The 21,624-nt window shown below is 60.7% G+C and carries 24 protein-coding genes; 9 read left to right on the top strand and 15 right to left on the bottom strand.

Annotated features, from left to right (window positions below):
- Nucleotides 1–94 precede the first annotated feature (94 nt).
- From HU730_RS25420 to HU730_RS25410, 3 genes are read right to left on the bottom strand one after another with little or no spacing between them, the layout of a single operon-like run.
- Nucleotides 95–559, bottom strand: a complete 465-nt coding sequence (locus HU730_RS25420) for a DUF2442 domain-containing protein (protein WP_186527225.1) — start codon at nucleotides 557–559, stop codon at nucleotides 95–97.
- Nucleotides 556–984, bottom strand: a complete 429-nt coding sequence (locus tag HU730_RS25415) for a DUF4160 domain-containing protein (RefSeq protein ID WP_186527224.1) — start codon at nucleotides 982–984, stop codon at nucleotides 556–558. Before HU730_RS25415 ends, HU730_RS25420 begins: the two co-directional genes overlap by 4 nt.
- Nucleotides 985–1,002: 18 nt before the next feature.
- A complete protein-coding gene (locus tag HU730_RS25410) occupies nucleotides 1,003–1,296 on the bottom strand; it encodes a hypothetical protein (protein WP_186527223.1) in 294 nt (97 codons plus the stop codon).
- A 39-nt stretch (nucleotides 1,297–1,335) separates the two neighbouring features.
- Between HU730_RS25410 and aroQ the strand changes: the two genes are divergently transcribed.
- Nucleotides 1,336–1,782, top strand: a complete 447-nt coding sequence (aroQ, locus tag HU730_RS25405) for a type II 3-dehydroquinate dehydratase (RefSeq protein WP_019818037.1) — start codon at nucleotides 1,336–1,338, stop codon at nucleotides 1,780–1,782.
- Nucleotides 1,779–2,630 carry a shikimate dehydrogenase gene (locus HU730_RS25400; protein WP_186527222.1) on the top strand — a complete coding sequence of 284 codons (852 nt, stop codon included), beginning with the start codon at nucleotides 1,779–1,781 and terminating at the stop codon, nucleotides 2,628–2,630. Before aroQ ends, HU730_RS25400 begins: the two co-directional genes overlap by 4 nt.
- 135 nt (nucleotides 2,631–2,765) lie before the next feature.
- Here the strand turns inward: HU730_RS25400 and HU730_RS25395 are convergent, their stop codons facing one another.
- A complete protein-coding gene (locus HU730_RS25395) occupies nucleotides 2,766–3,431 on the bottom strand; it encodes a TetR/AcrR family transcriptional regulator (RefSeq protein WP_014720036.1) in 666 nt (221 codons plus the stop codon).
- Between the two features lie 77 nt (nucleotides 3,432–3,508).
- Nucleotides 3,509–5,410, bottom strand: coding sequence for a 3-dehydroshikimate dehydratase QuiC (gene quiC, locus HU730_RS25390; protein WP_034126936.1), 1,902 nt, complete (start codon nucleotides 5,408–5,410; stop codon nucleotides 3,509–3,511).
- 226 nt (nucleotides 5,411–5,636) lie between these two features.
- Here quiC and HU730_RS25385 point away from each other — a divergent pair, with 226 nt between their 5' ends.
- On the top strand, nucleotides 5,637–6,971 hold the full coding sequence (locus HU730_RS25385) for an MFS transporter (protein WP_186527221.1): 1,335 nt from the start codon (nucleotides 5,637–5,639) through the stop codon (nucleotides 6,969–6,971).
- Here HU730_RS25385 and HU730_RS25380 read toward each other — a convergent pair whose 3' ends face one another.
- Nucleotides 6,972–7,850, bottom strand: a complete 879-nt coding sequence (locus tag HU730_RS25380; protein WP_003194370.1) for a DMT family transporter — start codon at nucleotides 7,848–7,850, stop codon at nucleotides 6,972–6,974.
- Between the two features lie 199 nt (nucleotides 7,851–8,049).
- Between HU730_RS25380 and HU730_RS25375 the strand changes: the two genes are divergently transcribed.
- Genes HU730_RS25375 through HU730_RS25365 form a run of 3 tightly spaced genes read left to right on the top strand, consistent with a single transcriptional unit; the run spans nucleotide 8,050 to nucleotide 10,371 of the window.
- Nucleotides 8,050–8,463 (top strand): lipoprotein, encoded by a 414-nt coding sequence (locus HU730_RS25375; protein WP_034126935.1) that lies wholly within the window; start codon nucleotides 8,050–8,052, stop codon nucleotides 8,461–8,463.
- 45 nt (nucleotides 8,464–8,508) lie between these two features.
- Nucleotides 8,509–9,396: a neutral zinc metallopeptidase gene (locus HU730_RS25370; RefSeq protein ID WP_014720040.1), complete on the top strand. Its 888-nt coding sequence runs from the start codon at nucleotides 8,509–8,511 to the stop codon at nucleotides 9,394–9,396.
- Nucleotides 9,397–10,371: a hypothetical protein gene (locus HU730_RS25365; protein ID WP_089042496.1), complete on the top strand. Its 975-nt coding sequence runs from the start codon at nucleotides 9,397–9,399 to the stop codon at nucleotides 10,369–10,371.
- Nucleotides 10,372–10,503: 132 nt separating this feature from the next.
- On the opposite strand, the gene HU730_RS25360 is transcribed toward HU730_RS25365, so the two are convergent.
- The 3 genes from HU730_RS25360 to HU730_RS25350 all read right to left on the bottom strand — a co-directional run bounded on the left by HU730_RS25360 (nucleotide 10,504) and on the right by HU730_RS25350 (nucleotide 12,686).
- Nucleotides 10,504–11,091, bottom strand: a complete 588-nt coding sequence (locus HU730_RS25360) for an HAD family hydrolase (protein WP_060764072.1) — start codon at nucleotides 11,089–11,091, stop codon at nucleotides 10,504–10,506.
- The gene (gene tesB, locus HU730_RS25355; RefSeq protein WP_014720043.1) at nucleotides 11,088–11,957 is read right to left on the bottom strand and encodes an acyl-CoA thioesterase II; all 870 of its coding nucleotides are present in this window, start codon (nucleotides 11,955–11,957) and stop codon (nucleotides 11,088–11,090) included. The genes HU730_RS25360 and tesB overlap by 4 nt, the downstream gene beginning before the upstream one ends.
- Before the next feature lie 159 nt (nucleotides 11,958–12,116).
- Complete coding sequence (locus HU730_RS25350; protein WP_014720044.1) at nucleotides 12,117–12,686, bottom strand: GNAT family N-acetyltransferase; 570 nt, start codon at nucleotides 12,684–12,686, stop codon at nucleotides 12,117–12,119.
- A 77-nt stretch (nucleotides 12,687–12,763) separates the two neighbouring features.
- Between HU730_RS25350 and HU730_RS25345 the strand changes: the two genes are divergently transcribed.
- Complete coding sequence (locus HU730_RS25345; RefSeq protein ID WP_034126932.1) at nucleotides 12,764–13,684, top strand: histone deacetylase; 921 nt, start codon at nucleotides 12,764–12,766, stop codon at nucleotides 13,682–13,684.
- Nucleotides 13,685–13,855: 171 nt separating this feature from the next.
- A complete protein-coding gene (locus HU730_RS25340) occupies nucleotides 13,856–15,082 on the top strand; it encodes a TIGR03862 family flavoprotein (RefSeq protein ID WP_127881450.1) in 1,227 nt (408 codons plus the stop codon).
- 110 nt (nucleotides 15,083–15,192) lie between these two features.
- Here the strand turns inward: HU730_RS25340 and HU730_RS25335 are convergent, their stop codons facing one another.
- A complete protein-coding gene (locus HU730_RS25335; RefSeq protein ID WP_034126931.1) occupies nucleotides 15,193–16,527 on the bottom strand; it encodes a DEAD/DEAH box helicase in 1,335 nt (444 codons plus the stop codon).
- Between the two features lie 48 nt (nucleotides 16,528–16,575).
- Complete coding sequence (gene yedA, locus HU730_RS25330) at nucleotides 16,576–17,472, bottom strand: drug/metabolite exporter YedA (protein ID WP_072448278.1); 897 nt, start codon at nucleotides 17,470–17,472, stop codon at nucleotides 16,576–16,578.
- A gap of 160 nt (nucleotides 17,473–17,632) precedes the next feature.
- Here yedA and HU730_RS25325 point away from each other — a divergent pair, with 160 nt between their 5' ends.
- Complete coding sequence (locus HU730_RS25325) at nucleotides 17,633–18,094, top strand: Lrp/AsnC family transcriptional regulator (protein WP_034126929.1); 462 nt, start codon at nucleotides 17,633–17,635, stop codon at nucleotides 18,092–18,094.
- A gap of 144 nt (nucleotides 18,095–18,238) precedes the next feature.
- Here the strand turns inward: HU730_RS25325 and HU730_RS25320 are convergent, their stop codons facing one another.
- The 4 genes from HU730_RS25320 to HU730_RS25305 form a co-directional block, all read right to left on the bottom strand.
- A complete protein-coding gene (locus HU730_RS25320; protein WP_034126928.1) occupies nucleotides 18,239–18,505 on the bottom strand; it encodes a hypothetical protein in 267 nt (88 codons plus the stop codon).
- Nucleotides 18,495–19,061, bottom strand: a complete 567-nt coding sequence (locus HU730_RS25315; protein WP_034126927.1) for a hypothetical protein — start codon at nucleotides 19,059–19,061, stop codon at nucleotides 18,495–18,497. Before HU730_RS25315 ends, HU730_RS25320 begins: the two co-directional genes overlap by 11 nt.
- Before the next feature lie 1,417 nt (nucleotides 19,062–20,478).
- The gene (locus tag HU730_RS25310; RefSeq protein WP_032895195.1) at nucleotides 20,479–21,090 is read right to left on the bottom strand and encodes a 3'-5' exonuclease; all 612 of its coding nucleotides are present in this window, start codon (nucleotides 21,088–21,090) and stop codon (nucleotides 20,479–20,481) included.
- 25 nt (nucleotides 21,091–21,115) lie between these two features.
- A complete protein-coding gene (locus HU730_RS25305; protein WP_060764062.1) occupies nucleotides 21,116–21,592 on the bottom strand; it encodes an NYN domain-containing protein in 477 nt (158 codons plus the stop codon).
- Between the last annotated feature and the right edge of the window lie 32 nt (nucleotides 21,593–21,624).

Below are 21,624 nucleotides of genomic sequence, written 5' to 3'. Positions count from 1 at the left end.
CTTGCTCGCGAAAAACGTCAACGATAACGCGTGCTTCCTGGATGAACGCGGTGCCTGTGGGGTTTTCGCGAGCAAGCTCGCTCCTACTGTTTATTCAAGTGTCTGTTGTCTCTGGGGGCTGCGGTACTTCCTTGCGTGGCCGGCCACCCTTCTTGCCATTGGCCCGGGCCGCTGCGGTCTTGGCCGCGCTGCTTTTGCGACCATTGCGCGATGCCACCAGGCTGGTTGCCAGGTCCATCAGCGGCTGGCTTGTAGCGATCAACCCTGTGATCGAAACATCCAGGTCCTGCGCTTCACAGCTAATCGCCTTGCCACCGAACGTCACTTCCAGTTGCTGGAAATCCTTCTCTGAAAACCCTTCGAACTCCGGCAGGCCAGCCACCGGCAACACAACGCGGCTGCCATCGCTGAAGCCAATGGAGAGGCAATCGTTTTCATAACGTACGTTACTGGCGTTGGCGTACAGGCATTTCAACCTGCGTCCTCGGGCGATTGCCTTGTCAACGTCGGCTTCAGTGAGAGGTACATAAGGTGTGACTTTGGCTTTTATGATTTTCATAAATTAATCCCCACGCAATCTGGCGCTCTTACCAGATTCAAAATAGTCCGTTGCGCTATGACATCGTGCCTGGCGCTGGCGATGACATAGACGCCGTGTCGAATGACCAATCCTGGAACCAACTCACCAGCGTCCCAATTCCAGGAATGATTCTCCAGGCAAACCGTCTGCAGTTTTTCCCACCAAATCCTGCGTGCCCGCGCCAAGTAGTGCCGCTGCATGATCGCCCCGCGTATCTCCTTCAGAAGTGCTATGGGTGGCCGCCTCCGTTCAGGCTCCACATCCCACAACTCAACTTCCCCATCCAGGAAACTGAAACGAAACCGCGCATCCCACCCCTTGCCTCTGACATGCACATGGGGCGGGCAATGCTCATCCCTGATAAACACCGAAATGACATAGCCTTTGTAAGCACCTACTCGCATCGTAACCCATCTGTTAGGTTATTTTCCGTCAGGTAACAATTTCCCTCTGCACACCCGACAACCGGCTCCTATTCCCGAAGCTGATTCACAGATTAGTAACCACAAAAAACCGGCGAATGCCGGGTTGTAACCAGTGATGCCAACGACTGGAACGACCCGGCCAATGCTCGAAAGTCCTCCTCGTTCAGCAACCTCCCGCAATACTTCAACCGAATGCACATCAGCCAGTGATCCAGCAATTGCATTGATTAAACGTTCGATCACCGAACAGATCCGCAGCCATCCATTGACCAAATTAACCAACCAGTACATTTTGACTCCACAACCAATAAGAACTGTGGAGAAGCCTCTATGCCGCCCATCGTGCTGGTGCTTAACGGCCCCAATCTCAACCTGCTCGGCACCCGCGAGCCTGCCACTTATGGCCATGAAACCCTGGCCGACATTGCCGCCCTGTGTGGTCGCAGCGCCGACAAGCTCGGGCTGAAGATCGAGTTTCGCCAGACCAACCACGAGGGCGAATTGCTCGACTGGATCCACGGCGCCCGCAACCGCTGCGCGGGTATTGTGATCAACCCGGCGGCCTGGACTCACACTTCGGTCGCGATCCGCGATGCCCTGGTGGCCAGTGAAGTGCCGGTGATCGAAGTGCATTTATCCAACGTGCATGCCCGTGAAGCCTTTCGTCATCACTCGTTTGTGTCACCGATCGCCCAGGCCGTGCTGGCCGGGTTTGGCAGCCATGGCTACCACCTGGCACTGGAACATTTCAGCCTGACGCTGAAGGGACGCACGTGATGAAACCACGCATTCTCGCTGGCCTGATCGGCGCCGGCATCCAGGCCTCACGCACCCCGGCACTGCACGAGCAGGAAGGCGACGCCCAGGGCTTGCGCTACCTGTATCGCCTGATCGACCTGGAGCCGCTGCACCTGGACCTCAACGCCCTGCCGGAATTACTGCGGGCCGCTGAGTTGATGCACTTCACCGGGCTGAACATTACCTACCCGTGCAAGCAGGCGATCCTGCCGTTGCTCGATGAGCTCTCCGATGAGGCCAAGGGTATTGGTGCGGTCAACACCGTGGTGTTCAAGGGCGGCAAACGCATTGGCCATAACACCGACTGCCTGGGGTTCGCCGAAGGCTTTCGGCGCAACTTGCACAACGTACCGCGCCAACGCGTGGTGCAGATGGGCGCCGGTGGTGCGGGCGCGGCAGTGGCCCATGCACTGTTGGCAGAAGGCGTGGAGTACTTGAGCATCTTCGATGTCGACCGCACTCGCGCCCAGGACCTTGTGGATAACCTTGCCCAGCAGTTCGGCATCGGTCGCGCTCAAGTCGGCAGCCACTTGGAAAACGCCATGGCCGAAGCCGATGGCCTGGTGAACACCACGCCGATGGGCATGGCCAAGCTGCCCGGCACGCCTGTGCCTGCGGCGTTGTTGCGGGCTGAATTGTGGGTGGCGGAAATTGTGTACTTCCCGCTGGAAACCCAACTGCTGCGCGACGCGCGCGCCTTGGGTTGCCGTACCCTGGATGGCGGCAATATGGCGGTGTTTCAGGCGGTGAAGGCGTTTGAGTTGTTCAGCGGCGAAGTGGCGGATGCAGACAGAATGCTGGCGCACTTCCAGAGCATGAATATCTAGGGATGCAACCCCATCATGATCGTTCCCACGCTCTGCGTGGAAACGCCTCACGTGACGCTCCGCGTCACGACTTTGACAGCAGACGCAGAGCGTCCATGTCGGCATTCCCACGCAGTGCGTGGGAACGATCAGTTCTCAGGCTTGCAGGTAGCGCAGCACCGACTCGCAAATCATCTCCCGATGGCGCTGCTTGATCGCCTCATCCGACAGCTCGATCTGGAAAATCTCGCTGAAGGTGTGCCGGTTGGACACCCGATAAAAGCTGAACGAGTTGATCAGCAAGTGCACATCCAGCGGCTCCAGCCCTTCGCGAAACAGCCCCAACTCAGCCCCGCGGCGCAAGGTCTCCCCCAGCCCTTCCAGGATTTTGCTGTTCATCGCCTTGATGGTCTCGGTGCGCTTGACGTACTCGGCGTTGTGGATATTTTCGATGCTGACGATGCGCACGAAATCCACGTTCTGGTCGTGGTGATCGAAGGTGAACTCCACCAACCGGCGAATCGCCTCACGCGGCTCCAGGGCCGTGAGGTTCATGCGGGTTTCGGTGTTGCGGATATCGCCGTAGAGCTTCTCCAATACCTCGACGTATAACTGCTCCTTGCTGCCGAAGTAGTAATAGATCATGCGCTTGGAAGTGTGGATGCGCTCGGCGATGGCGTCTACGCGAGCGCCGGCCAGGCCCTGTTGAACAAACTCGACAATGGCTTCCTGGAGAATATTCTCCCGGGTCTTTTCCGGATTGTTCTTGCGACTCTTGCGCGGTGCGTCAGCTACCGCGGGGAGATCGGGACTCGAGGTCATGGTGCGCTCACGGCCATTGTTGTGCAGGCGCTGATTATGGGCCGCGGCGCTCCCCGAAGGAAGCACCTGCCTTGCGGTTATAGCCGAGCCTGGCGTACCGCCCCACTGCGCGACTTGGCCATCGCCGCCAGACGCACCGCCACGTTGGCAGCGCCGTAGCCGGCATAGCCATTCTTGCGCTGGATGATCTCGAAGAAAAACCGCCCCTCGAACGCCTCGGTGTACACATGAAACAACTCACCGCCCTGGGCGTCGCGATCGTACAGCACGTTGTAATACGCCAACTCACTGAGGAACTCATCGTCGAAATCGAAGCGTGCCGCCAGGTCGTCGTAATAGTTGAGCGGGATATCCAGCAACGGCACACCGGCCTCTTTGGCCCGGCGTACCTCGGCAAAAATATCCGCGCAATCGAAGGCAATGTGGTGCACGCCCGAACCGCGATAGCTGGAGAGCGCGTGGGAAATCGCCGTGTTGCGGTTTTCGGAGATATTCAGCGGCAGGCGAATCGAACTGCAACGGCTGCGCAACGCACGGCTTTTCACCAGGCCGTAGGGGTCGGGCAGGACCACTTCGTCATCGGCTTCGAAATCCAGCAGGCTTTTGTAGAACAGCACCCAACTGTCGAGGCTGTCGGCCGGCAGCGCCATGGCCATATGGTCGATGCGCAGCAAGCCGCCACTGGCGGGTGCAGCCGTTTGCAGGTTGAAATCGGTGTCGTACAGCCCGCCTTCGCTGGGGTCGACCAGGTAAATCAGGCTGCCATCCGGTGCACGCACGGCGGCCAATTCCAGCTCGTTGGGGCCGACCAGGCCGCGATAAGGCTGGCCCTTGTAGGCCACCGCCCGCTCCAGGGCCTTGGCACTGTCCTTGACCCGAATTGCCGTGGCGCACAGCGACGGGCCGTGAGCCTCGAAAAAGTTGTGGGCGAAGGAATAGGGTTCGCAGTTGAGGATCAGGTTGATGTCACCCTGGCGCAACAGGCTCACATTCTTGGAGCGATGCTGGCCGGCCCTGGCGAAACCCAGGCGTTCCAACCAGTGGGTCAGTTTGGCGCCGAGGCTTTCGTCCACGGCAAATTCAAGAAACTCGATACCGTCGTATTCGCTGGCCGCCGGAGTTTCAAACAGGATATCCACGGGCGCAGCGGGGGCTTCTTCAGCCAGGCGCTGACGGGTTTTTTCTTCCAGGTACAACAGTGACCGCAAGCCATCCGCCGCATTCGCGCGGGTCGGCGCAGCACGAAAACCGTCATTGAAAATTTCCAGGGACAACGGCCCGGTGTAGCCACTCTGGATGATCGGCGCGAGAAAGCCCGCCAGGTCAAATTCGCCCTGGCCTGGGAAGCAGCGGAAATGCCGGCTCCACTCCAGCACATCCATGGCCAGGATCGGCGCGTCGGCCATTTGCACAAAGAAAATCTTGTCGCCGGGGATCTGCGCGATGCCACTCGGGTCGCCCTTGAGCGACAAGGTGTGAAAGCTGTCGAGCAACACGCCCAGGCTTGGGTGATCGACCTGGCGCACCAGGTTCCACACCTGTTGCCAGGTGTTCACATGCTTGCCCCAGGCCAACGCTTCATAGCCGATGCGCAGGCCGCGCTTGCCCGCATGTTCGGCCAGCAGGCTCAGGTCATCGAGCAGAATGCGTTCGTCGCCCACGCTGTCGGCCGAGGCGTTGCTGCACACCAATACCAGATCGGTGCCCAGTTCCTGCATCAAATCGAATTTGCGTTCGGCACGCTCCAGGTTGCGTGCCAGGCGATCACGGCGGCAGCCTTCGAAGTCGCGAAACGGCTGGAACAGGGTGATGGCGATGCCGAGGTCGGCGCACATTTGCCGGACTTCCCGAGGGCTGCCGTCGTAATACAACAAGTCGTTCTCAAAGATCTCCACCCCATCAAACCCGGCGGCGGCGATGGCTTCGAGTTTTTCCGGCAGGGTGCCGCTCAAGGACACAGTGGCAATAGAACGTTGCATGGAAGACTCCCGGCAATTGTTGTTTGTGGCAAATTATTCGCCCCCAGCCTACAGGCAGCAATTAAAATGTACGAACCGGTTAGTTTTTGGTGCGATTATCGAACACTAAGCCTCTTTGGCGAATTGACGACTTTTTAACCACTGCGCACCATCGACCGGGCAATTCGTTCACGTAACAAAGACCCAGAACACACCATAAGAATTTCAAAAAACGGGTACAAACCTCATGCCTCTGCAAAATTCAGCCCTGGCCGCGCGCCCGGGCAACCCGCACGCCGGCATCGGCGACAAGATCCGCGGTGCCCTGGCCGTGGGTAAAACGCGCTGGGGCATGCTGGCCCTGGTGTTCTTCGCCACCACCTTGAACTACATCGACCGCGCCGCCCTGGGCGTGATGCAACCGATCCTCGCCAAGGAAATGAGCTGGACGGCGATGGACTACGCCAACATCAACTTCTGGTTCCAGGTCGGCTACGCCATCGGCTTTGTGCTGCAAGGCCGCTTGATCGACCGGGTCGGCGTCAAGCGCGTGTTCTTCTGCGCCGTGCTGCTGTGGAGCCTGGCCACCGGCGCCCATGGCCTGGCCACCTCGGCGGTGGGCTTTATGGTCTGCCGGTTTGTCCTCGGGCTGACCGAAGCCGCCAACTACCCGGCCTGCGTCAAGACCACACGCTTGTGGTTCCCGGCGGGTGAACGGGCAGTGGCCACCGGCATCTTCAACGCCGGCACCAACGTCGGCGCGATGATGACGCCCATGCTGCTGCCGTTGATCCTGCACGTGTGGGGCTGGCAGGCAGCGTTCCTGTGCATGTCGGCACTCGGCGGTATCTGGCTGGTGCTCTGGGGCTTGAAGTACTACAACCCGGAAAACCACCCCACCGTTAAACAATCCGAACTGGACTACGTGCAACAGGAAGTCGAGCCGGAACAACCCCGCGTGCCGTTCAGCCGCATCCTGCGCATGCGCGGCACCTGGGCCTTCGCCCTTGCCTACTCGCTCACTGCGCCGGTGTTCTGGTTCTACCTGTATTGGCTGCCGCCGTTCTTGAACCAGCAATACAACCTGGGCATCAACGTGACCCAGATGGGCATTCCGCTGATCATCATTTACCTCACCGCCGACTTTGGCAGCGTGGGCGGTGGGATCCTGTCGTCATTCCTGATCGGCCGTGGGATGAACTCGATCAAGGCGCGGCTGTTGTCGATGTTGCTGTTCGCCTGCTGCATCGTCGGCGTGATCATGGCGGCCGGCTCCAGCCAGCTGTGGGTCGCGGTGTTCGCCATCTCCCTGGCCATCGGCGCGCATCAGGCCTGGACCGCCAACATCTGGAGCCTGGTGATGGACTACACGCCCAAGCACATGATGAGCACGGTGTTCGGTTTCGGCGGCATGTGCGCGGCCATCGGCGGCATGTTCATGACCCAGATCGTCGGCCATATCCTCACGGTGACCAACAACAACTACACGGTGTTGTTCACCCTGATCCCGGCGATGTACTTCATCGCACTGGTGTGGATGTACTTCATGGCGCCGCGCAAGATCCCCACGGTAGACGTTTAACTAACGCCGCCGCTGCTGCCAGGCAGCGGCCAACCCGCTCATGCAGATCACCCCGATACCCACCACCGTGGTCATATCGGGGGTATGGCTGAACACCAGCCAGCCCAACAACCCCGCAAACACGATCTGGCAATAGCCAAACGGCGCCAGCAAGGCCGGCGCCGCGAAGCGGAACGCCTGGGTGAGCATCAGGTGCGCGGTCATCCCGCAGGTGCCCAGCGCCAGCATCATCACCGCGTGCCACAACGTCGGCACTTGCCAGAAGAACGGCACCATCGCACTCATCACCAAGGTGTTGCACAGGCCGGCGAAGAAGTTGCTGGTAGTCGGGCTGTCGTATTGGCTGAGGATGCGCGTGAGCAACTGGTAGAAGCAGAAGAACAGCGCCGAGCACAGCGGCAGCAGTACCGCCGGGGTAAACAGCTCGCCGCCGGGGTGGATAATGATCACCACGCCGATAAACCCGCAGATCACCGCCAGCCACTGGCCACGGGTCACGTGCTCACCGAGCAACGGCACCGACAGCGCCGTCACCAGGATCGGCGCAAGGAAGTTCACCGCTGTAGCTTCGGCCAACGGGATGTAATGCAGCGCTGTGGTGAAGAACAGGCTGGTGCCCAACAGGCATAACGCCCGCACCACCTGCATGCCCGGCCGCTTGCTGCGCAACACGCGCAAGCCCGATTGCGGCAGGAAGATCCCGGCCATCAGCAAGGTGTGCACCATGTACCGCGCCCACACCACCATCACGATCGGGTAAAACCCGGCCAGGTATTTGGACAAGGCGTCGTGGCTGGAGAACAGGAACGTCGCCAGCACAATCAGCAGGATGCCTTTGAACGGATGGTTGACGCCGGAGAGCGGGGTACTGACAGTCATTGAATTCTCTTGTGTGGCGAGCGGGACGCTGAGCGCTGAACCAAGTCGCGCTCAACCCGGTAATCTAGCAGCCGGGCCGGAGTCTGCCCCAAGAGCATAACCAAACACCGGGCGAACAGCGCACTAAATCGATGGATCCGAGTCCAACGCTGCACGCTCGCCCCGGCGTTGCACACTTTTTAACCAAGGCCTTGCCGCTATGAAAAAAATCCTCTTTGCCCTGTCTGCCCTCGCCCTGCTCGCCGCCTGCGATAAAACCCCGAAAGAAGCCCCCAAGCCCGCGCCCGCCTCCGTGCAAGCGACCCTGGTGCCCGAAACCCCGCCCACCGATAAATGGGTCGGCAAGTGGGTCGGCGTCGAAGGCTTGCACCTGACCATCGCCAAGGACGACAGCATTGGCCGCGGCCACTACCTTCTCACCATGCAATATGGCCTGGACGCCGATGACGCCGGCACCTTCAAAGGTGAGGCCGCTGAAGACGGCATCGCCTTCACCCGCCCCGACGGCCCGCAGTTGTTGCGCGCTGGCGATGGCGCTGCCACCGGCTTGAAGTGGCTGGCAGATAAAAAAGACTGCCTGATCGTCGCCACTGGCGAAGGCTATTGCCGTTAATACCGACCATAATCAATCACGGTTAGCACACAGAGGATTGCTCCCATGCTATGGAAAAAAGGCCGACGCAGCGACAACGTGGTAGATGCCCGTAACGACAGTGGCGGCGGCGGTGGCGGTATGCGCTTCGGCGGCGGCAAGGGCCTGAGCCTCACGGCCATCGTGCTGATCGTCGGCATTGGCTGGCTGACCGGCCAGGACCCGATGCAGATTCTTGGCCAATTGACCGGCCAGATGGAACAGGCGCCGTCGGTCAGCACCCAGCCGCGTCAAGCGCCGCCAGCCAACGATGAGCAAGCCGACTTTGTGCGCGCCGTGCTGGGCGATACCGAAGACACCTGGGGCCAGGTGTTCCAGGAAAATGGGCTGGCCTATAAGAACCCGAAACTGATCCTGTTCCGTGGCCGGGTGAACTCAGCCTGTGGTGGCGCCACCTCGGCCAGCGGCCCGTTTTACTGCCCGGCTGACCAGCAGGTGTACCTGGACCTGGATTTTTTCCGGGAAATGTCGCAACGCTTCCAGGCCGCCGGTGATTTCGCCCAGGCCTACGTGATCGCCCACGAAATCGGGCACCACGTACAAACGTTGCTGGGCATCTCGTCCAAGATCCAGGCAGCGCGCCAACAGGGTCGGCAGATGGAAGGCGACGGTGGCCTGCTGGTTCGCCAGGAACTGCAAGCCGATTGCTTTGCCGGCGTGTGGGCCAACCATGCGCAAAAACGCCTGAACTGGCTGGAACCCGGTGATATCGAAGAGGCCCTGAACGCAGCCAATGCCATCGGCGATGACCGCTTGCAGCAACAGGGCCAGGGGCGCGTGGTACCAGACTCGTTCACCCACGGCACCTCGGCCCAGCGCGTGCGCTGGTTCAAGACCGGCTTCGCCCAGGGCCAGATCACTCAATGCGATACCTTCGCGGCCAAGAGTCTCTAAATGATCAAACGATTGGGGTTGCTGCTGGGTGTGCTCGTGTCCTGTTGCACCTTCGCGGCTGAACACGGCGTCAAGGTGGTCAGCCCCGATCGCTTTCATCTGGAGGCCGGAGACCTCAGCCTGGGCCTGAGCCAAAACTGGGGCCAGCCGCTGCCCAAGGTCACACGCGCATTGATCATCGTGCATGGCCGCCTGCGCAATGCACAAACCTACCTGCAAAGCGGGATCGACGCCGCCGAGCATGCCGGGGTGGGCGGCAGTACACTGGTGATCGCGCCGCAGTTTCTCAATCAAGCCGACGTGAAACGCAACCACCTGGGCGACGAGGTAGTGCGTTGGAAGGGTAACGACTGGATGGCCGGCGAAGCGTCCACCGGCCCAGGGCAGATCAGCTCTTATGGCGCTCTGGACCAGATCATCAAGCACTTGGGCAACCGCAAACTGTTCCCGGCACTGAAAGAAATCGTGGTCGCCGGGCATTCCGGTGGCGGCCAAGTGGTGCAGCGCTTCGCCCTCACCGGCCACGACCACCCATTGCTCAATTCCGAGGGCATCCGCCTGCGGTATGTGGTGGCTAACCCGTCGTCCTATGCGTACTTCAGTCCGCAACGCCCGGTGACGTTCGACATTGCCAATTGCCCAGGCTTCAACGACTGGAAGTACGGCATGCAAAACCTGCCGGATTACGTGGGGGGCCGAGGTGCCCAGCAGCTGGAACAAGACTACGTCTCACGCGACATCACTTACCTGTTGGGCCAGCAGGACACCGACCCCAACCACCCGGCATTGGATAAAAGCTGCGAAGCCGAAACCCAGGGTGCGTATCGACTGCTTCGTGGCCACAACTACTTTGACTACCTCAAGCAGCGGCATCCGCAGTTGGGCCACCGGCTGGTAGAAGTGCCGGGGGTGGGGCATGACGGGGATAAGATGTTTACCTCGCCAGAGGGAGAAAAGGTACTGTTCGCCCAGTAGCACCTGAAGGAACCCCATCAAAATGTGGGAGCTGGCTTGCCTGCGATGACGGACTGTCAGTTGATAAAGTGTCAGCTGACCCACCGCTATCGCAGGCAAGCCAGCTCCCACATTTGCTCTCTGTCGCCCGGCTTAGATCATTCGGCGCAGCGCCGCACAATCCTCGGCATGCCAATCCGCCAATTCCGGCCAAGGGTTCTCCGGCAAGTTCACCAACACCGTCCTGGTGCCCGCTGCCCGGCCACAATCCAGGTCAAAGCGATAATCCCCGACCATCACCATTTCGCGGGGTGCTACGTCCCAAGCCGCCGCCAGTTTCAGCAACCCACCGGGATCCGGCTTGTGCGGCGCATCATCGCGCCCCAGCACGTCCTCAATGGCAAAGCAGTCCGCCAGGCCTATCGCCTCCAGGGTGATATGGGCCAGCTCCCGCGCATTACGGGTCAGGATCCCCAAGCGATAACCGCGCCCGGCCAATTCGCGTACCAGCTCAACGGCACCTTCGGCCGCAATGGAACCCAGCGCCAGCTCGCGCTCATGCTCCAGCAACCAGGCATGTTTGGCCTCCGCGACATCTGCCGGCAATGTCGCGAGGTGCGTGAGAATGTCGTCTTCAGGCGGGATCTGCAGCGCCACGCGGATAGCCGCAAAATCATGCACCGCCACCGTGAGGGTGCCGTCCATGTCGAACACCCAGTGCTTCACGTCGCAGAGGCTCATGCCCAATCCTTGCGATGGCGAATCAAACCTTCCTGGGTCACCGACGCCACCAGTTGCCCGGCGCGGTTGTACACGCTGCCCCGGGAGAAACCCCGGGAGTTGCCAGCCCACGGGCTGTCCATGGCGTACAGCAACCAGTCATCGGCACGCAGGTCGGCGTGGAACCACAGCGCGTGATCGAGGCTGGCGACCTGCATGTCTTTCTGCCACACGGTCTTGCCATGGGGCAGCAACGAGGTGGTCAACAGGCCGAAGTCCGAGGCGTAGGCCAACAGGTATTTATGCAACGCCGGCGTGTCCGCCAAGGCACCGTCGGCACGAAACCACACGTACTTGACCGGGTCGGACGGCTGCGGGTTGAACGGGTCTTTTTCGGTGACCGGGCGCACTTCGATGGGCTTGGGGCACAGCAGCTTGTCGCGCATGTGCTCGGGGATCAGGTGCGCACGTTGCTGGGTCAGCTCCAGCTCCGACGGCAGGTTTTCCGGGCCCACTACCACCGGCATGGTGGTCTGGTGCTCGAAGCCTTGTTCGTCGTACTGGAACGAGGTCGTGCAGGTGAAGATCGGATTGCCCTTTTGAATCGCGGTGACACGACGCGTGCTGAAACTGCCACCGTCGCGCACGCGGTCCACCGAATACACCACCGGCAACGCGGCATCGCCAGGGCGCAGGAAATAACCGTGCAGGGAATGCACATGCCGCGCTTCTTCCACGGTCTGGCTGGCCGCCGACAGCGACTGGCCGAGCACTTGGCCGCCGAACAGTTGGCGAAAGCCCAGGTCCTGGCTGCGGCCGCGAAAGAGGTTTTCCTCGATCGGCTCCAGGGTCAGCAAGTCCACCAGATCTTCCAATACTTGGCTCATTGAAACTCTCCTCAAAGCAAAACGGTATCCACCTGTAGGAGCGAGCTTGCTCGCGAAGGTCGTTAACGATGACGCAGCGCTTCTGGTTTACCGCAGCGCTCTTGCGTTCTTCGCGAGCAAGCTCGCTCCTACGGGTTTCTGTTGAGCATGACCGCCTGCTTATCCGTGCAGCGTGTCCAACCATTGGGCGCGGGTGATGCGGTACAAAACATGCGGTCGCAGCGGGTCACCGGCTGCGACTTTCGGGTGTTCAAAATCTGCCTGCGGATCGTAATGCATACCGATGGCCTGCATGACTTTTTGTGAGGGCAGGTTGCTCTCGGTGGTGAAGGCCAGGATTTCGTCCAGTTGCAAGCGGTCAAAACCACAGCGCAACGCTGTCCAGGCGGCCTCACTGGCATAACCCAGCCCCCAATGTTCGCGGGCCAGGCGCCAGCCGATTTCCACCGCCGGGGTAAAGCCGGCTTCAAAGCTGACATTCGCAAGCCCGGTCAGGCCGATAAATTCGCCCGTGTCCTTGCGCTGCAATGCCCAAAAACCAAAGCCATATTCAGCAAAATGCCCGCGAATCCGGCCGATCAACGCGGCGCTTTCCAAGTGGCTCAATTGAGCCGGAAAGTAGCGCATCACCTGCGGGTCGGCGCACATGCGCGCAAAGTCCGGCAGGTCGCTGTCGCGCCATTGGCGAAGCACCAAGCGTGCACTTTCCAATTCCAGTATCGGCTCCATGGGGCCCCCCTGCCTTGCCATGTGCGTGAGTGTACAGCGCTGTTAAGATCCGTCGCAGGTTCCCGTCAGAAAATGCCATGTCCTTGCCATTGATCTACCACGAAGACTACAGCCCTGAGTTCCCGGCGGACCACCGGTTCCCCATGGACAAGTTTCGCCTGTTGCGTGACCACTTGGTGGACAGCGGCCTGACCGAAGACAGCCAATTGCTGCGCCCGCCGCTGTGCCCGGCAGACATTTTGGCCCTGGCCCATGAACCGGGGTATATCGAACGCTACATGAGCGGCGAACTGTCCCGCGAAGACCAACGCCGCCTCGGCCTGCCGTGGAGCGAAGCCCTGGCCCGGCGCACGGTGCGTGCGGTGGGCGGCTCGATCCTGGCCGCCGAACAGGCCCTAGAACATGGCCTGGCCTGCCATTTGGCGGGCGGCACCCACCATGCCCATTACGATTATCCGGCGGGTTTCTGCATTTTTAATGACCTGGCGGTGATCAGCCATTACCTGTTGGCCAACGGCCGGGTCAATCGCGTGCTGATCTTCGATTGCGACGTACACCAGGGTGACGGCACCGCACGCATCCTGCACGACACGCCGGACGCCATCACCGTGTCGCTGCACTGCGAAAAGAACTTCCCGGCACGCAAGGCCCAGAGCGACTGGGACATCCCGCTGCCCATGGGTATGGGCGATGCCGACTACCTCAAGGTGGTGGATGACGCGCTCAACTACCTGCTGCCGCTCTACCAGCCGGACCTGGTGCTGTACGACGCCGGCGTGGATGTGCACAAGGACGACGCCCTTGGTTACCTCAAGCTGACAGACAAAGGCGTCGCCGCCCGTGATGAAAGCGTGATGCGCCACTGCCTGGGCCGCGACATACCGGTGATGGGCGTGATCGGCGGCGGTTACAGCAAGGACCGCCCCGCCCTCGCCCGCCGCCACGGCATCCTGCACCACAGCGCGCAGCGGGTGTGGACGTCATCAGGCTGTCATTGAAGTGTGAGCGTTACCCACAATGCCTGTGGAACGGCCTGTGGATAACTTGAGCGTAAGCGGCTACAAGCGTTTGACCGCATGGCCTGTAGGAAAGTGTACGTTTTTTGATCAGGCAGCGGCGTCGTGGTCGGGTAGAATGCTCGGCCTATTCACATCACCGTAGCCCTGCCCATGCCTCAGACTTCTGCCCACCACGTCTCCATTATCGGCGGCGGCCCCGCCGGGCTGATGGCCGCCGAAGTCTTGAGCCAGGCTGGCGTGCGCGTGGACCTGTACGACGGCATGCCGTCGGTGGGGCGCAAGTTCCTGCTGGCAGGCGTGGGCGGCATGAACATCACCCACTCCGAGGCGTACCCGGCGTTCCTGTCGCGCTACGCCGAACGCGCGCCGCACATGGCGCCGCTGCTGCGCAGCTTTGGTGCCGAGGCGTTGTGCGAATGGATCCATGGCCTGGGTATCCAGACCTTTGTCGGCACCTCCGGCCGCGTATTTCCTACCGATATGAAAGCCGCGCCACTGCTGCGCGCCTGGCTCAAGCGTCTGCGGGAGCAAGGTGTGGTTATCCACACCCGGCATCGTTGGACGGGTTGGAATGATGAGGGCGATTTACTTATCCACAGCCCGGACGGCGAAAAAGTTGTCCACAGCGACGCCGTGCTGCTGGCCCTGGGCGGCGGCAGCTGGTCGCGATTGGGCTCCGACGGCGCATGGCTCAACCTGTTTGAAGGCAGAGGCCTGCCCTATGTGAGGCTGCAACCGAGCAACTGCGGATTTGAAGTGTCGGCATGGAGCGAGTTGATGGTCAGCAAATTCGCTGGCGCGCCGTTGAAAAACGTCGCCATTGGCCTGGGGGATGACAAACCTCGGCTGGGCGAATGCGTGATCACTGCCACCGGTATCGAAGGCAGCTTGATTTACGCCTTATCGGCGCCGATTCGCGAAGCGATCAACCGCGACGGTGCGGCCACGGTGCATATCGATTTGCTGCCCAGCAAGCCGCTGGACAAGGTGCAGGCCGCATTGGCCAAGCCCCGTGGCTCGCGGTCGATGAGCAAGCATTTGCACAGTCAGCTGGGGTTGGATGGCGTGAAAGCGGCGTTGTTGCGCGAGCTGACGCCTGCTGAACACTTCACCGACCCGGCGCAATTGGCGGTGGATATCAAGGCGTTGCCGCTGACGTTGGTGAAAACGCGGCCGATGGATGAGGCGATCAGCACGGCGGGCGGTGTGCCGTTTGAAGCGCTGGATGAACGGTTGATGCTCAAGCCATTGCCTGGGGTGTTTTGTGCGGGGGAAATGCTCGATTGGGAAGCGCCGACCGGTGGGTATTTGCTGACCGGGTGTTTTGCCAGTGGCCGGGCGGCTGGGCTGGGGATGTTGGAATGGCTCCAACGCTGATCGTTCCCACGCTCTGCGTGGGGATGCCGCCAGGGACGCTCTGCGTCCCGCTTTAGGTTCGTGACGCAGAGCATCACAGGATGCGTTCCCACGCGCGTGGGAACGATCAATCACTTCTTCTTACGCGGCCCAGTATTAAACACCGGCACCTTGCGCACCGGCTTGATCGACGGCTCAGCCGGGGCTACTTCCCCACTGTCCACCCACTTGCCCAGGTTGCGCTTGCCGCCACCGCCGGACGCCTTCGGCTTCTTCGGCTTTTTCGGTTTCTTCACCACCTGCCCGCTGGCATCGGTGTCCGGCACGCGGTGCTCCGGCTCGAAATCCGGTTCCATTTTGCGGGTGAGAGTCTGGCGGGTCAGCATCTCGATGGCCGAGAGCATGTTCACCTCATCGGCACACACCAGGGAAATCGCCTCACCGGTGTTGCCCGCACGCCCGGTACGGCCGATACGGTGGATGTAGTCCTCGGCCACGATCGGCAGGTCGAAGTTGACCACCAGCGGCAGGTCTTCGATATCCAGGCCACGGGCCGCCACATCGGTGGCCACCAGGATTTGCACTTCGCTGGCCTTGAAGCGGTCCAGTGCGCGTTGGCGGGTGGCTTGTGGTTTGTCGCCATGGATGCCGTCGGCGTTGATCCCCAGGCCCTGCAACTTGTCCACCAGCGCATCCACGCCGTTGCGGGTCTTGGCGAACACCAGCACTTGCTTCCAACGGCCCTTGCGCATCAGGTGCACAAACAGCTCCGGCTTGCGCTTCTTGTCCACCGGCACCACCCACTGCTTGACGGTGTTGGCGGCAACGTTGCGTGGGCTGACTTCGATGCTCAGCGGGTCGTTGAGCATCTGCCCGGCCAGCAGGCGAATGTCATCGGAGAAGGTCGCGGAGAACAACAGGGTCTGGCGCTTTTTCGGCAGCATGCGATAAATGTTGGCAAGCTCTTCGGAGAAGCCCAGGTCGAGCATGCGGTCGGCTTCATCCAGCACCAGGGTTTGCAGCTGGTTGAGCTTCAGCGCGTTCTGGCGGAACAGATCGATCAGGCGGCCAGGGGTGGCGACCAGAATGTCGACGCCTTTGCGCAGCTTCATCATCTGCGGGTTGATGCTCACGCCGCCGTACACCGCGTAAGTGGTCAGCGGCAGGTGTTGGGCGTACTCGGCAACGCTGGCATGAACCTGCTCGGCCAGTTCACGGGTGGGGCACAGGATCAGCGCACGCGCCGAGTTGGCGGCGACTTTCGGCCCTTCCATGGTCAGCAGTTGCAGCAGCGGCAAAGCGAAACCTGCGGTCTTGCCGGTGCCGGTCTGGGCCGCGGCCATCAGGTCGCGACCGGCCAGCACTGCCGGAATGGCTTGCGCCTGCACCGGCGTCGGGGTCTGGTAGCCAAGCGTCTCAAGGGCGCGCAGCAAGGGTTCGATCAGGCCAAGGGTGGCGAAAGTCATGTAGTTACCGTAGGAAAAATTCAGCGCAAGGGCGTAATGCGCGGCAGTTTACCTTATTTCGGGTTTGGGCTTGCGCCATTGGGGCAGGCTGATCAGCAACACCGCGCTGATGATCACCAGCATTGCCAGGGCTTCTTCCAGGCCGATGCTCTCACCCACGAACACAATCCCCAGCAACACGGCGACGGCCGGGTTCACATAGGCGTAGCTGGTCGCCGCCGCCGGGCGTACGTGCTTGAGCAGGTACATATAAGCGTTGAAGGCGATGATCGAGCCGAACACCGTGAGGTACGCCAGGGCCAGCCAGCCTTCCAGCGGCGGCATGGCCTTCAGGTGCTCGCCAGACAATGCGCTGACGATCAGCAGCGCCACGCCAGCCACGAGCATTTCCGCGGCGCTGGCCATGGCGCCTTGGGGCAGCGGCAAGTGGCGGCTCCACACCGAGCCGAAGGCCCAGGACGCCGCCGCCATCAACAGCAACACCGCGCCCAGTGGGCTCGACTGCAAGGTGCTGCCCATGTTGAGCATGGCGATGCCGATGATCCCCAGCAGCACCCCGGCCCATTCCAACCGCGTATTACGCGCGCCCCAGAAAAAACCACACAGCAAGGTAAACAGCGGCACCGTCGCCACCGCGAGCGCAGCCACGCCGGACGACACGCCCATATGTTCCGCCACGCTGACGCCACCATTGCCCACGGTGAGCAACAAAATGCCGATCATCCCGGCCGCCTTCCACTGCGGCCAGGTCGGCGCCGGCACCCCGCGCCATCTGAGGAAGCCATACATCAATACCCCCGCCGTGCAAAACCGAATCCCCGCCAGCAACAGCGGCGGCCAGTACTCCACGCCGATACGGATCACCAGGTAGGTGGAACCCCAGATCACATACAACGCAAAAAAGGCGGCGATCAACGGTAAGGGAAAGCGACGTGGGCCAGGCATTGGGCGGCTCTATGGCAGGAAATGGGAGACTTATTCTAGAAACGAAGGTGGATAAACTTAAGTTACAAAACCTGTTTAAAACGCCAATACACTTCTCAAACCATGGTTATCAAGGCTATAAACCGTGCTTTCGAAAGCCACGCGCAACCGGAGCCTTATCATGGACAAATACGACCGCATGCTCCTCAGCGCCCTGCTTGAAGATGGCCGTGCTTCCTACGCGCAACTGGCGCGCACCGTGAACCTTTCCGCCCCCGCCGTGGCCGAACGCGTGGCCAAGCTTGAGGCCAGCGGCGTGATCACCGGCTACCAGGCCAAGGTGGATTTATCCAAAGTGGGCTTGCCGATTCAATGCGTGATTGAGTTGCGGCTGACCAACCATGGCAGCCAAAAGGTGTACGACGCCCTGGCGGAGATACCCGAACTCACCGAATGCCACCGGGTCACGGGCGACCCATGCGTGATCATGCAAGCGGCGGTGGGCTCGATGCCCGAGTTGGAGAGCCTGATTAACCGCGTAGCGAAGTTTGGCTTCAGCAAGACCTCGATTATTCTGTCCAGCGCGATAGAGCGGCGGGTGCCGTTGGGGCAGTTGGACACCAATGGCAAAAATGCTGGCTGAGCGATCGTTCCCACGCTCCGCGTGGGAATGCATCCCGTGACGCTTTGCGTCACGACTTTAAGGGCGGACGCAGAGCGTCCAGGGCAGCATTCCCACGCAGAGCGTGGGAACGATCAGCCCGGCTGTTCTGCCCGAGCGACGCGGTTAACTGTAGGAGCTTGATCTGCGCTCGATCAAATCAACTATCTGCTTGATGGTCGTGATGTGATCCCAATCCTCCTGCGTCGCTTGCAGCTTGAACTGCCACTTGATCTGCATGACAAAGCAGGTCAGGTCGTCATCAATGATGTCGAAGTCATGGATGAAATCGGTTTGCTCCGTCACTTCGCTTCGGTCGATAAAACCGATGATATCGACGAATAGCTGGATAACTTTTTCGCTGATGTCGGCTCTTGCCAGGCTACCTTCCATTTCTCGCCTCATAGGCACACTTACCAATACTGACCAGGTCAAAGACTGCAAGCCCGGCAGCGACGAAGGGCATGCCTCTCCCGATGATGCCAAATACCCGGACCGTGCCAAACGTTGCCTTTGCCATTCTGGCCATGGTGGGGTGCTTGATCAACGTACGAGGGAAAAAGCGCATTCCGATCAGGCTAGCCAGGTTCGTGGTTTTGCTGGAGCCGACGTGAACCCAAGCACCCACCGCAATTTTGCTTATGGGTATGCCCGCCGCGCCAGTGATCACTGTGGCTGCCGTGAGGCCGTAGTGTTGCTGTGTACATTTCCAGAGTTCATCAAACGTCGTATCGGGCGCAACGGGGTCAGCGTGAATCGGCTTGAGTAACTGGTAATGAGGGCCATGACTCCAACCTGGCGAACTCGGCAACACCATGACTGCCGGGCAGCTTGTCATCGTGTTGCCCACATGAAACGCCATGCTTGAACTGGAACCCAGATCAATGCCATTTGATTCAAGTTCCAACTTGCTTCGCATGATCGCTGTATGAAGGTCGCTTTCCTGCATGTTCTTTGTCCCTGTGCGTGAATGACACACAGAATGGTAGGTCGCAGTAAAACGCGATGGATGAGTAAAGAAGAAAACCAGAAAGGTCCTAACTCATAGCCGGATTTGACCTACCGACCATTCAGCGCTCAGGTGCCTTGTTTGCGTCGGATTCGGTAGCCAGTCTCGCCCTGTCATCGAATACTTGGTGACCGGACGTGCAAGTCCGACGCCCAGGCCCACGCATCGGGCGGAGTGATGAGATGCGTTGGGTGGAGATGGCGAAGGGGGTGGTGGGCCAGGCGTTGGAGTGCCCACAGCCTCGATAAACGACGCATAACCTAAGTGGGAGCCGGGCTTGCCCGCGATAGCGGAGGGTCAGGCAATAAATGGCTGGCTGATACGCCGCTATCGCAGGCAAGCCAGCGCCCACATGGGAACTCCAGTGTTCTTGAGGCAGTAGCCGGATCAGAACCCGCACTGTTTACTGATCGTTCCCACGCTCTGCGTGGGAATGCCGCCCTGGGCGCTCTGCGTCCACTCTTAAAGTCATGACGCGGAGCGTCTCCAGATGCATGCCCACGCGGAGCGTGGGGACGATCAAACGACGCATAACCCATGTGGGAGCCGGGCTTGCCCGCGATAGCGGAGGGTCAGGCAATAAATGGCTGGCTGATACACCGCTATCGCAGGCAAGCCAGCTCCCACATGGGAAATCCAGTGTTCTTGAGGCAGTAGCCGGATCAGAACCCGCGCTGTTTGCTGATCGTTCCCACGCTCTGCGTGGGAATGCCGCCCTGGGCGCTCTGCGTCCACTCTTAAAGTCATGACGCGGAGCGTCTCCAGATGCATGCCCACGCGGAGCGTGGGGACGATCAAACGACGCATAACCCATGTGGGAGCCGGGCTTGCCCGCGATAGCGGAGGGTCAGGCAATAAATGGCTGGCTGATACACCGCTATCGCAGGCAAGCCAGCTCCCACATGGGAAATCCAGTGTTCTTGAGGCAGTAGCCGGATCAGAACCCGCGCTGTTTGCTGATCGTTCCCACGCTCTGCGTGGGAATGCCGCCCTGGGCGCTCTGCGTCCACTCTTAAAGTCATGACGCGGAGCGTCTCCAGATGCATGCCCACGCGGAGCGTGGGGACGATCAAACGACGCATAACCCATGTGGGAGCCGGGCTTGCCCGCGATAGCGGAGGGTCAGGCAATAAATGGCTGGCTGATACACAGCGATCGCAGGCAAGCCAGCTCCCACATGGGAACTCCAATGTTCTTGAGGCAGTAGCCAAATCAGAACCCGCGCTGTTTACTGATCGTTCCCACGCTCTGCGTGGGAATGCCGCCCTGGGCGCTCTGCGTCCACTCTTAAAGTCGTGACGCGGAGCGTCTCCAGATGCATGCCCACGCGGAGCGTGGGGACGATCAGCGCCAGGCCTTAAAACCCGCGATGCTTCTTCAGGTGCTCATTGATCTTCGCGGCCGGCACTTTTTGCAAGGTGCACAGCAAGTCATGGGACAGCTCCCGCAAGCCATGAGTCTGGCGCAGTTCCTGGGCCAGGTGCGCTGTGAGGTTGGCGGCCATTTCCGCATCCGCCAGCGCCCGGTGAGCCTGGCCGGTGTGGGGCAGTTTGGCGTAGGTGTTGAGGGTGCCGAGCTTGTGGTTGGGCGCCGCCGGCATCAGGCGGCGGGCCAGCAGCAAGGAGCAGGCGAATTTCTGCAGGCGGGTGCGGCGGATCAGGCCCAGCTCAAAGTCCCAGAACTTCTGGTCGAACGCGGCGTTGTGCGCCATCAAGGGCGTGGTGCCGACGAACTCATTGACTTCGTTCATCACCCGTTCAGCCGGTGGCGCGCTGCGCAGCATGGCGTTGCTGATGCCGGTGAGCTGTTCGATAAACGCCGGTACGCGCACACCGGCGTTCATCAGGCTCTGGTAGCGGTCCACGATCTGCCCACGCTCGAGGATGACCACGCCAATCTCCGTGGCCCGGCAGTGGCTGCTGGGGGTGATGCCGGTGGTTTCAAAGTCGATGACCGCTATACGTTCCAAACCTGTTCCAACTCCGTTCTACGATCTATTTGAGCAACAACGCGCCTTCGATCGGCACATAGTGGCTGGCGGCGCGTATCAATGAGTTGGCCGTCAGCCCCGGCACGCCGTAGGCCACGGCCCGCAAGCCATGCTTGTAGATGATGCGTTCGAGCAACATGTCGAAATCACCGTCACCGGAGGCCAGCACGACTTCGTCGACATGGTCGGCGGCGTCCATGATGTCGAGGGTGATGCCCACGTCCCAGTCGCCCTTGGCGGAGCCGTCGCTGCGCTGGATATACGGCTTGAGTTTTACCGTGAAGCCCAGGTTGCGCAGGATCTGCTGGAACTGTTGCTGCTTGCTGTCGCCGCGGTCAATGGCATAGGCGTACGCCTCGACAATCTGCCCGCGCGCGCTGATGTCAGCCCACAGGGCGGCGTAGTTGAAGTGGCAACCATAGGCCTGGCGCACGGTGTAGTAGAGGTTTTGCACATCGGCGAACACTGCAATTTTCTTCACCGCACTTCCTCATGGACAGCCAGGCGCCAGCG

The organism is Pseudomonas sp. SWRI22 (genome assembly GCF_014268395.2).
GTDB lineage: Bacteria > Pseudomonadota > Gammaproteobacteria > Pseudomonadales > Pseudomonadaceae > Aquipseudomonas > Aquipseudomonas paracarnis.
The sequence above is the reverse complement of the archived record's forward strand: the minus strand, read 5'-3'. Positions and strand labels throughout refer to the sequence as shown.

What these genes read in the sequence shown, in the direction of transcription:
- HU730_RS25420 (WP_186527225.1), bottom strand. Translation starts at nt 559, where the DNA reads ATGAAAATCATAAAAGCCAAAGTCACACCTTATGTACCTCTCACTGAA.
- HU730_RS25415 (WP_186527224.1), bottom strand. Translation starts at nt 984, where the DNA reads ATGCGAGTAGGTGCTTACAAAGGCTATGTCATTTCGGTGTTTATCAGG.
- HU730_RS25410 (WP_186527223.1), bottom strand. Translation starts at nt 1,296, where the DNA reads ATGTACTGGTTGGTTAATTTGGTCAATGGATGGCTGCGGATCTGTTCG.
- aroQ (WP_019818037.1), top strand. Translation starts at nt 1,336, where the DNA reads ATGCCGCCCATCGTGCTGGTGCTTAACGGCCCCAATCTCAACCTGCTC.
- HU730_RS25395 (WP_014720036.1), bottom strand. Translation starts at nt 3,431, where the DNA reads ATGACCTCGAGTCCCGATCTCCCCGCGGTAGCTGACGCACCGCGCAAG.
- quiC (WP_034126936.1), bottom strand. Translation starts at nt 5,410, where the DNA reads ATGCAACGTTCTATTGCCACTGTGTCCTTGAGCGGCACCCTGCCGGAA.
- HU730_RS25385 (WP_186527221.1), top strand. Translation starts at nt 5,637, where the DNA reads ATGCCTCTGCAAAATTCAGCCCTGGCCGCGCGCCCGGGCAACCCGCAC.
- HU730_RS25380 (WP_003194370.1), bottom strand. Translation starts at nt 7,850, where the DNA reads ATGACTGTCAGTACCCCGCTCTCCGGCGTCAACCATCCGTTCAAAGGC.
- HU730_RS25375 (WP_034126935.1), top strand. Translation starts at nt 8,050, where the DNA reads ATGAAAAAAATCCTCTTTGCCCTGTCTGCCCTCGCCCTGCTCGCCGCC.
- HU730_RS25370 (WP_014720040.1), top strand. Translation starts at nt 8,509, where the DNA reads ATGCTATGGAAAAAAGGCCGACGCAGCGACAACGTGGTAGATGCCCGT.
- HU730_RS25365 (WP_089042496.1), top strand. Translation starts at nt 9,397, where the DNA reads ATGATCAAACGATTGGGGTTGCTGCTGGGTGTGCTCGTGTCCTGTTGC.
- HU730_RS25360 (WP_060764072.1), bottom strand. Translation starts at nt 11,091, where the DNA reads ATGAGCCTCTGCGACGTGAAGCACTGGGTGTTCGACATGGACGGCACC.
- tesB (WP_014720043.1), bottom strand. Translation starts at nt 11,957, where the DNA reads ATGAGCCAAGTATTGGAAGATCTGGTGGACTTGCTGACCCTGGAGCCG.
- HU730_RS25350 (WP_014720044.1), bottom strand. Translation starts at nt 12,686, where the DNA reads ATGGAGCCGATACTGGAATTGGAAAGTGCACGCTTGGTGCTTCGCCAA.
- HU730_RS25345 (WP_034126932.1), top strand. Translation starts at nt 12,764, where the DNA reads ATGTCCTTGCCATTGATCTACCACGAAGACTACAGCCCTGAGTTCCCG.
- HU730_RS25340 (WP_127881450.1), top strand. Translation starts at nt 13,856, where the DNA reads ATGCCTCAGACTTCTGCCCACCACGTCTCCATTATCGGCGGCGGCCCC.
- HU730_RS25335 (WP_034126931.1), bottom strand. Translation starts at nt 16,527, where the DNA reads ATGACTTTCGCCACCCTTGGCCTGATCGAACCCTTGCTGCGCGCCCTT.
- yedA (WP_072448278.1), bottom strand. Translation starts at nt 17,472, where the DNA reads ATGCCTGGCCCACGTCGCTTTCCCTTACCGTTGATCGCCGCCTTTTTT.
- HU730_RS25325 (WP_034126929.1), top strand. Translation starts at nt 17,633, where the DNA reads ATGGACAAATACGACCGCATGCTCCTCAGCGCCCTGCTTGAAGATGGC.
- HU730_RS25320 (WP_034126928.1), bottom strand. Translation starts at nt 18,505, where the DNA reads ATGGAAGGTAGCCTGGCAAGAGCCGACATCAGCGAAAAAGTTATCCAG.
- HU730_RS25315 (WP_034126927.1), bottom strand. Translation starts at nt 19,061, where the DNA reads ATGCAGGAAAGCGACCTTCATACAGCGATCATGCGAAGCAAGTTGGAA.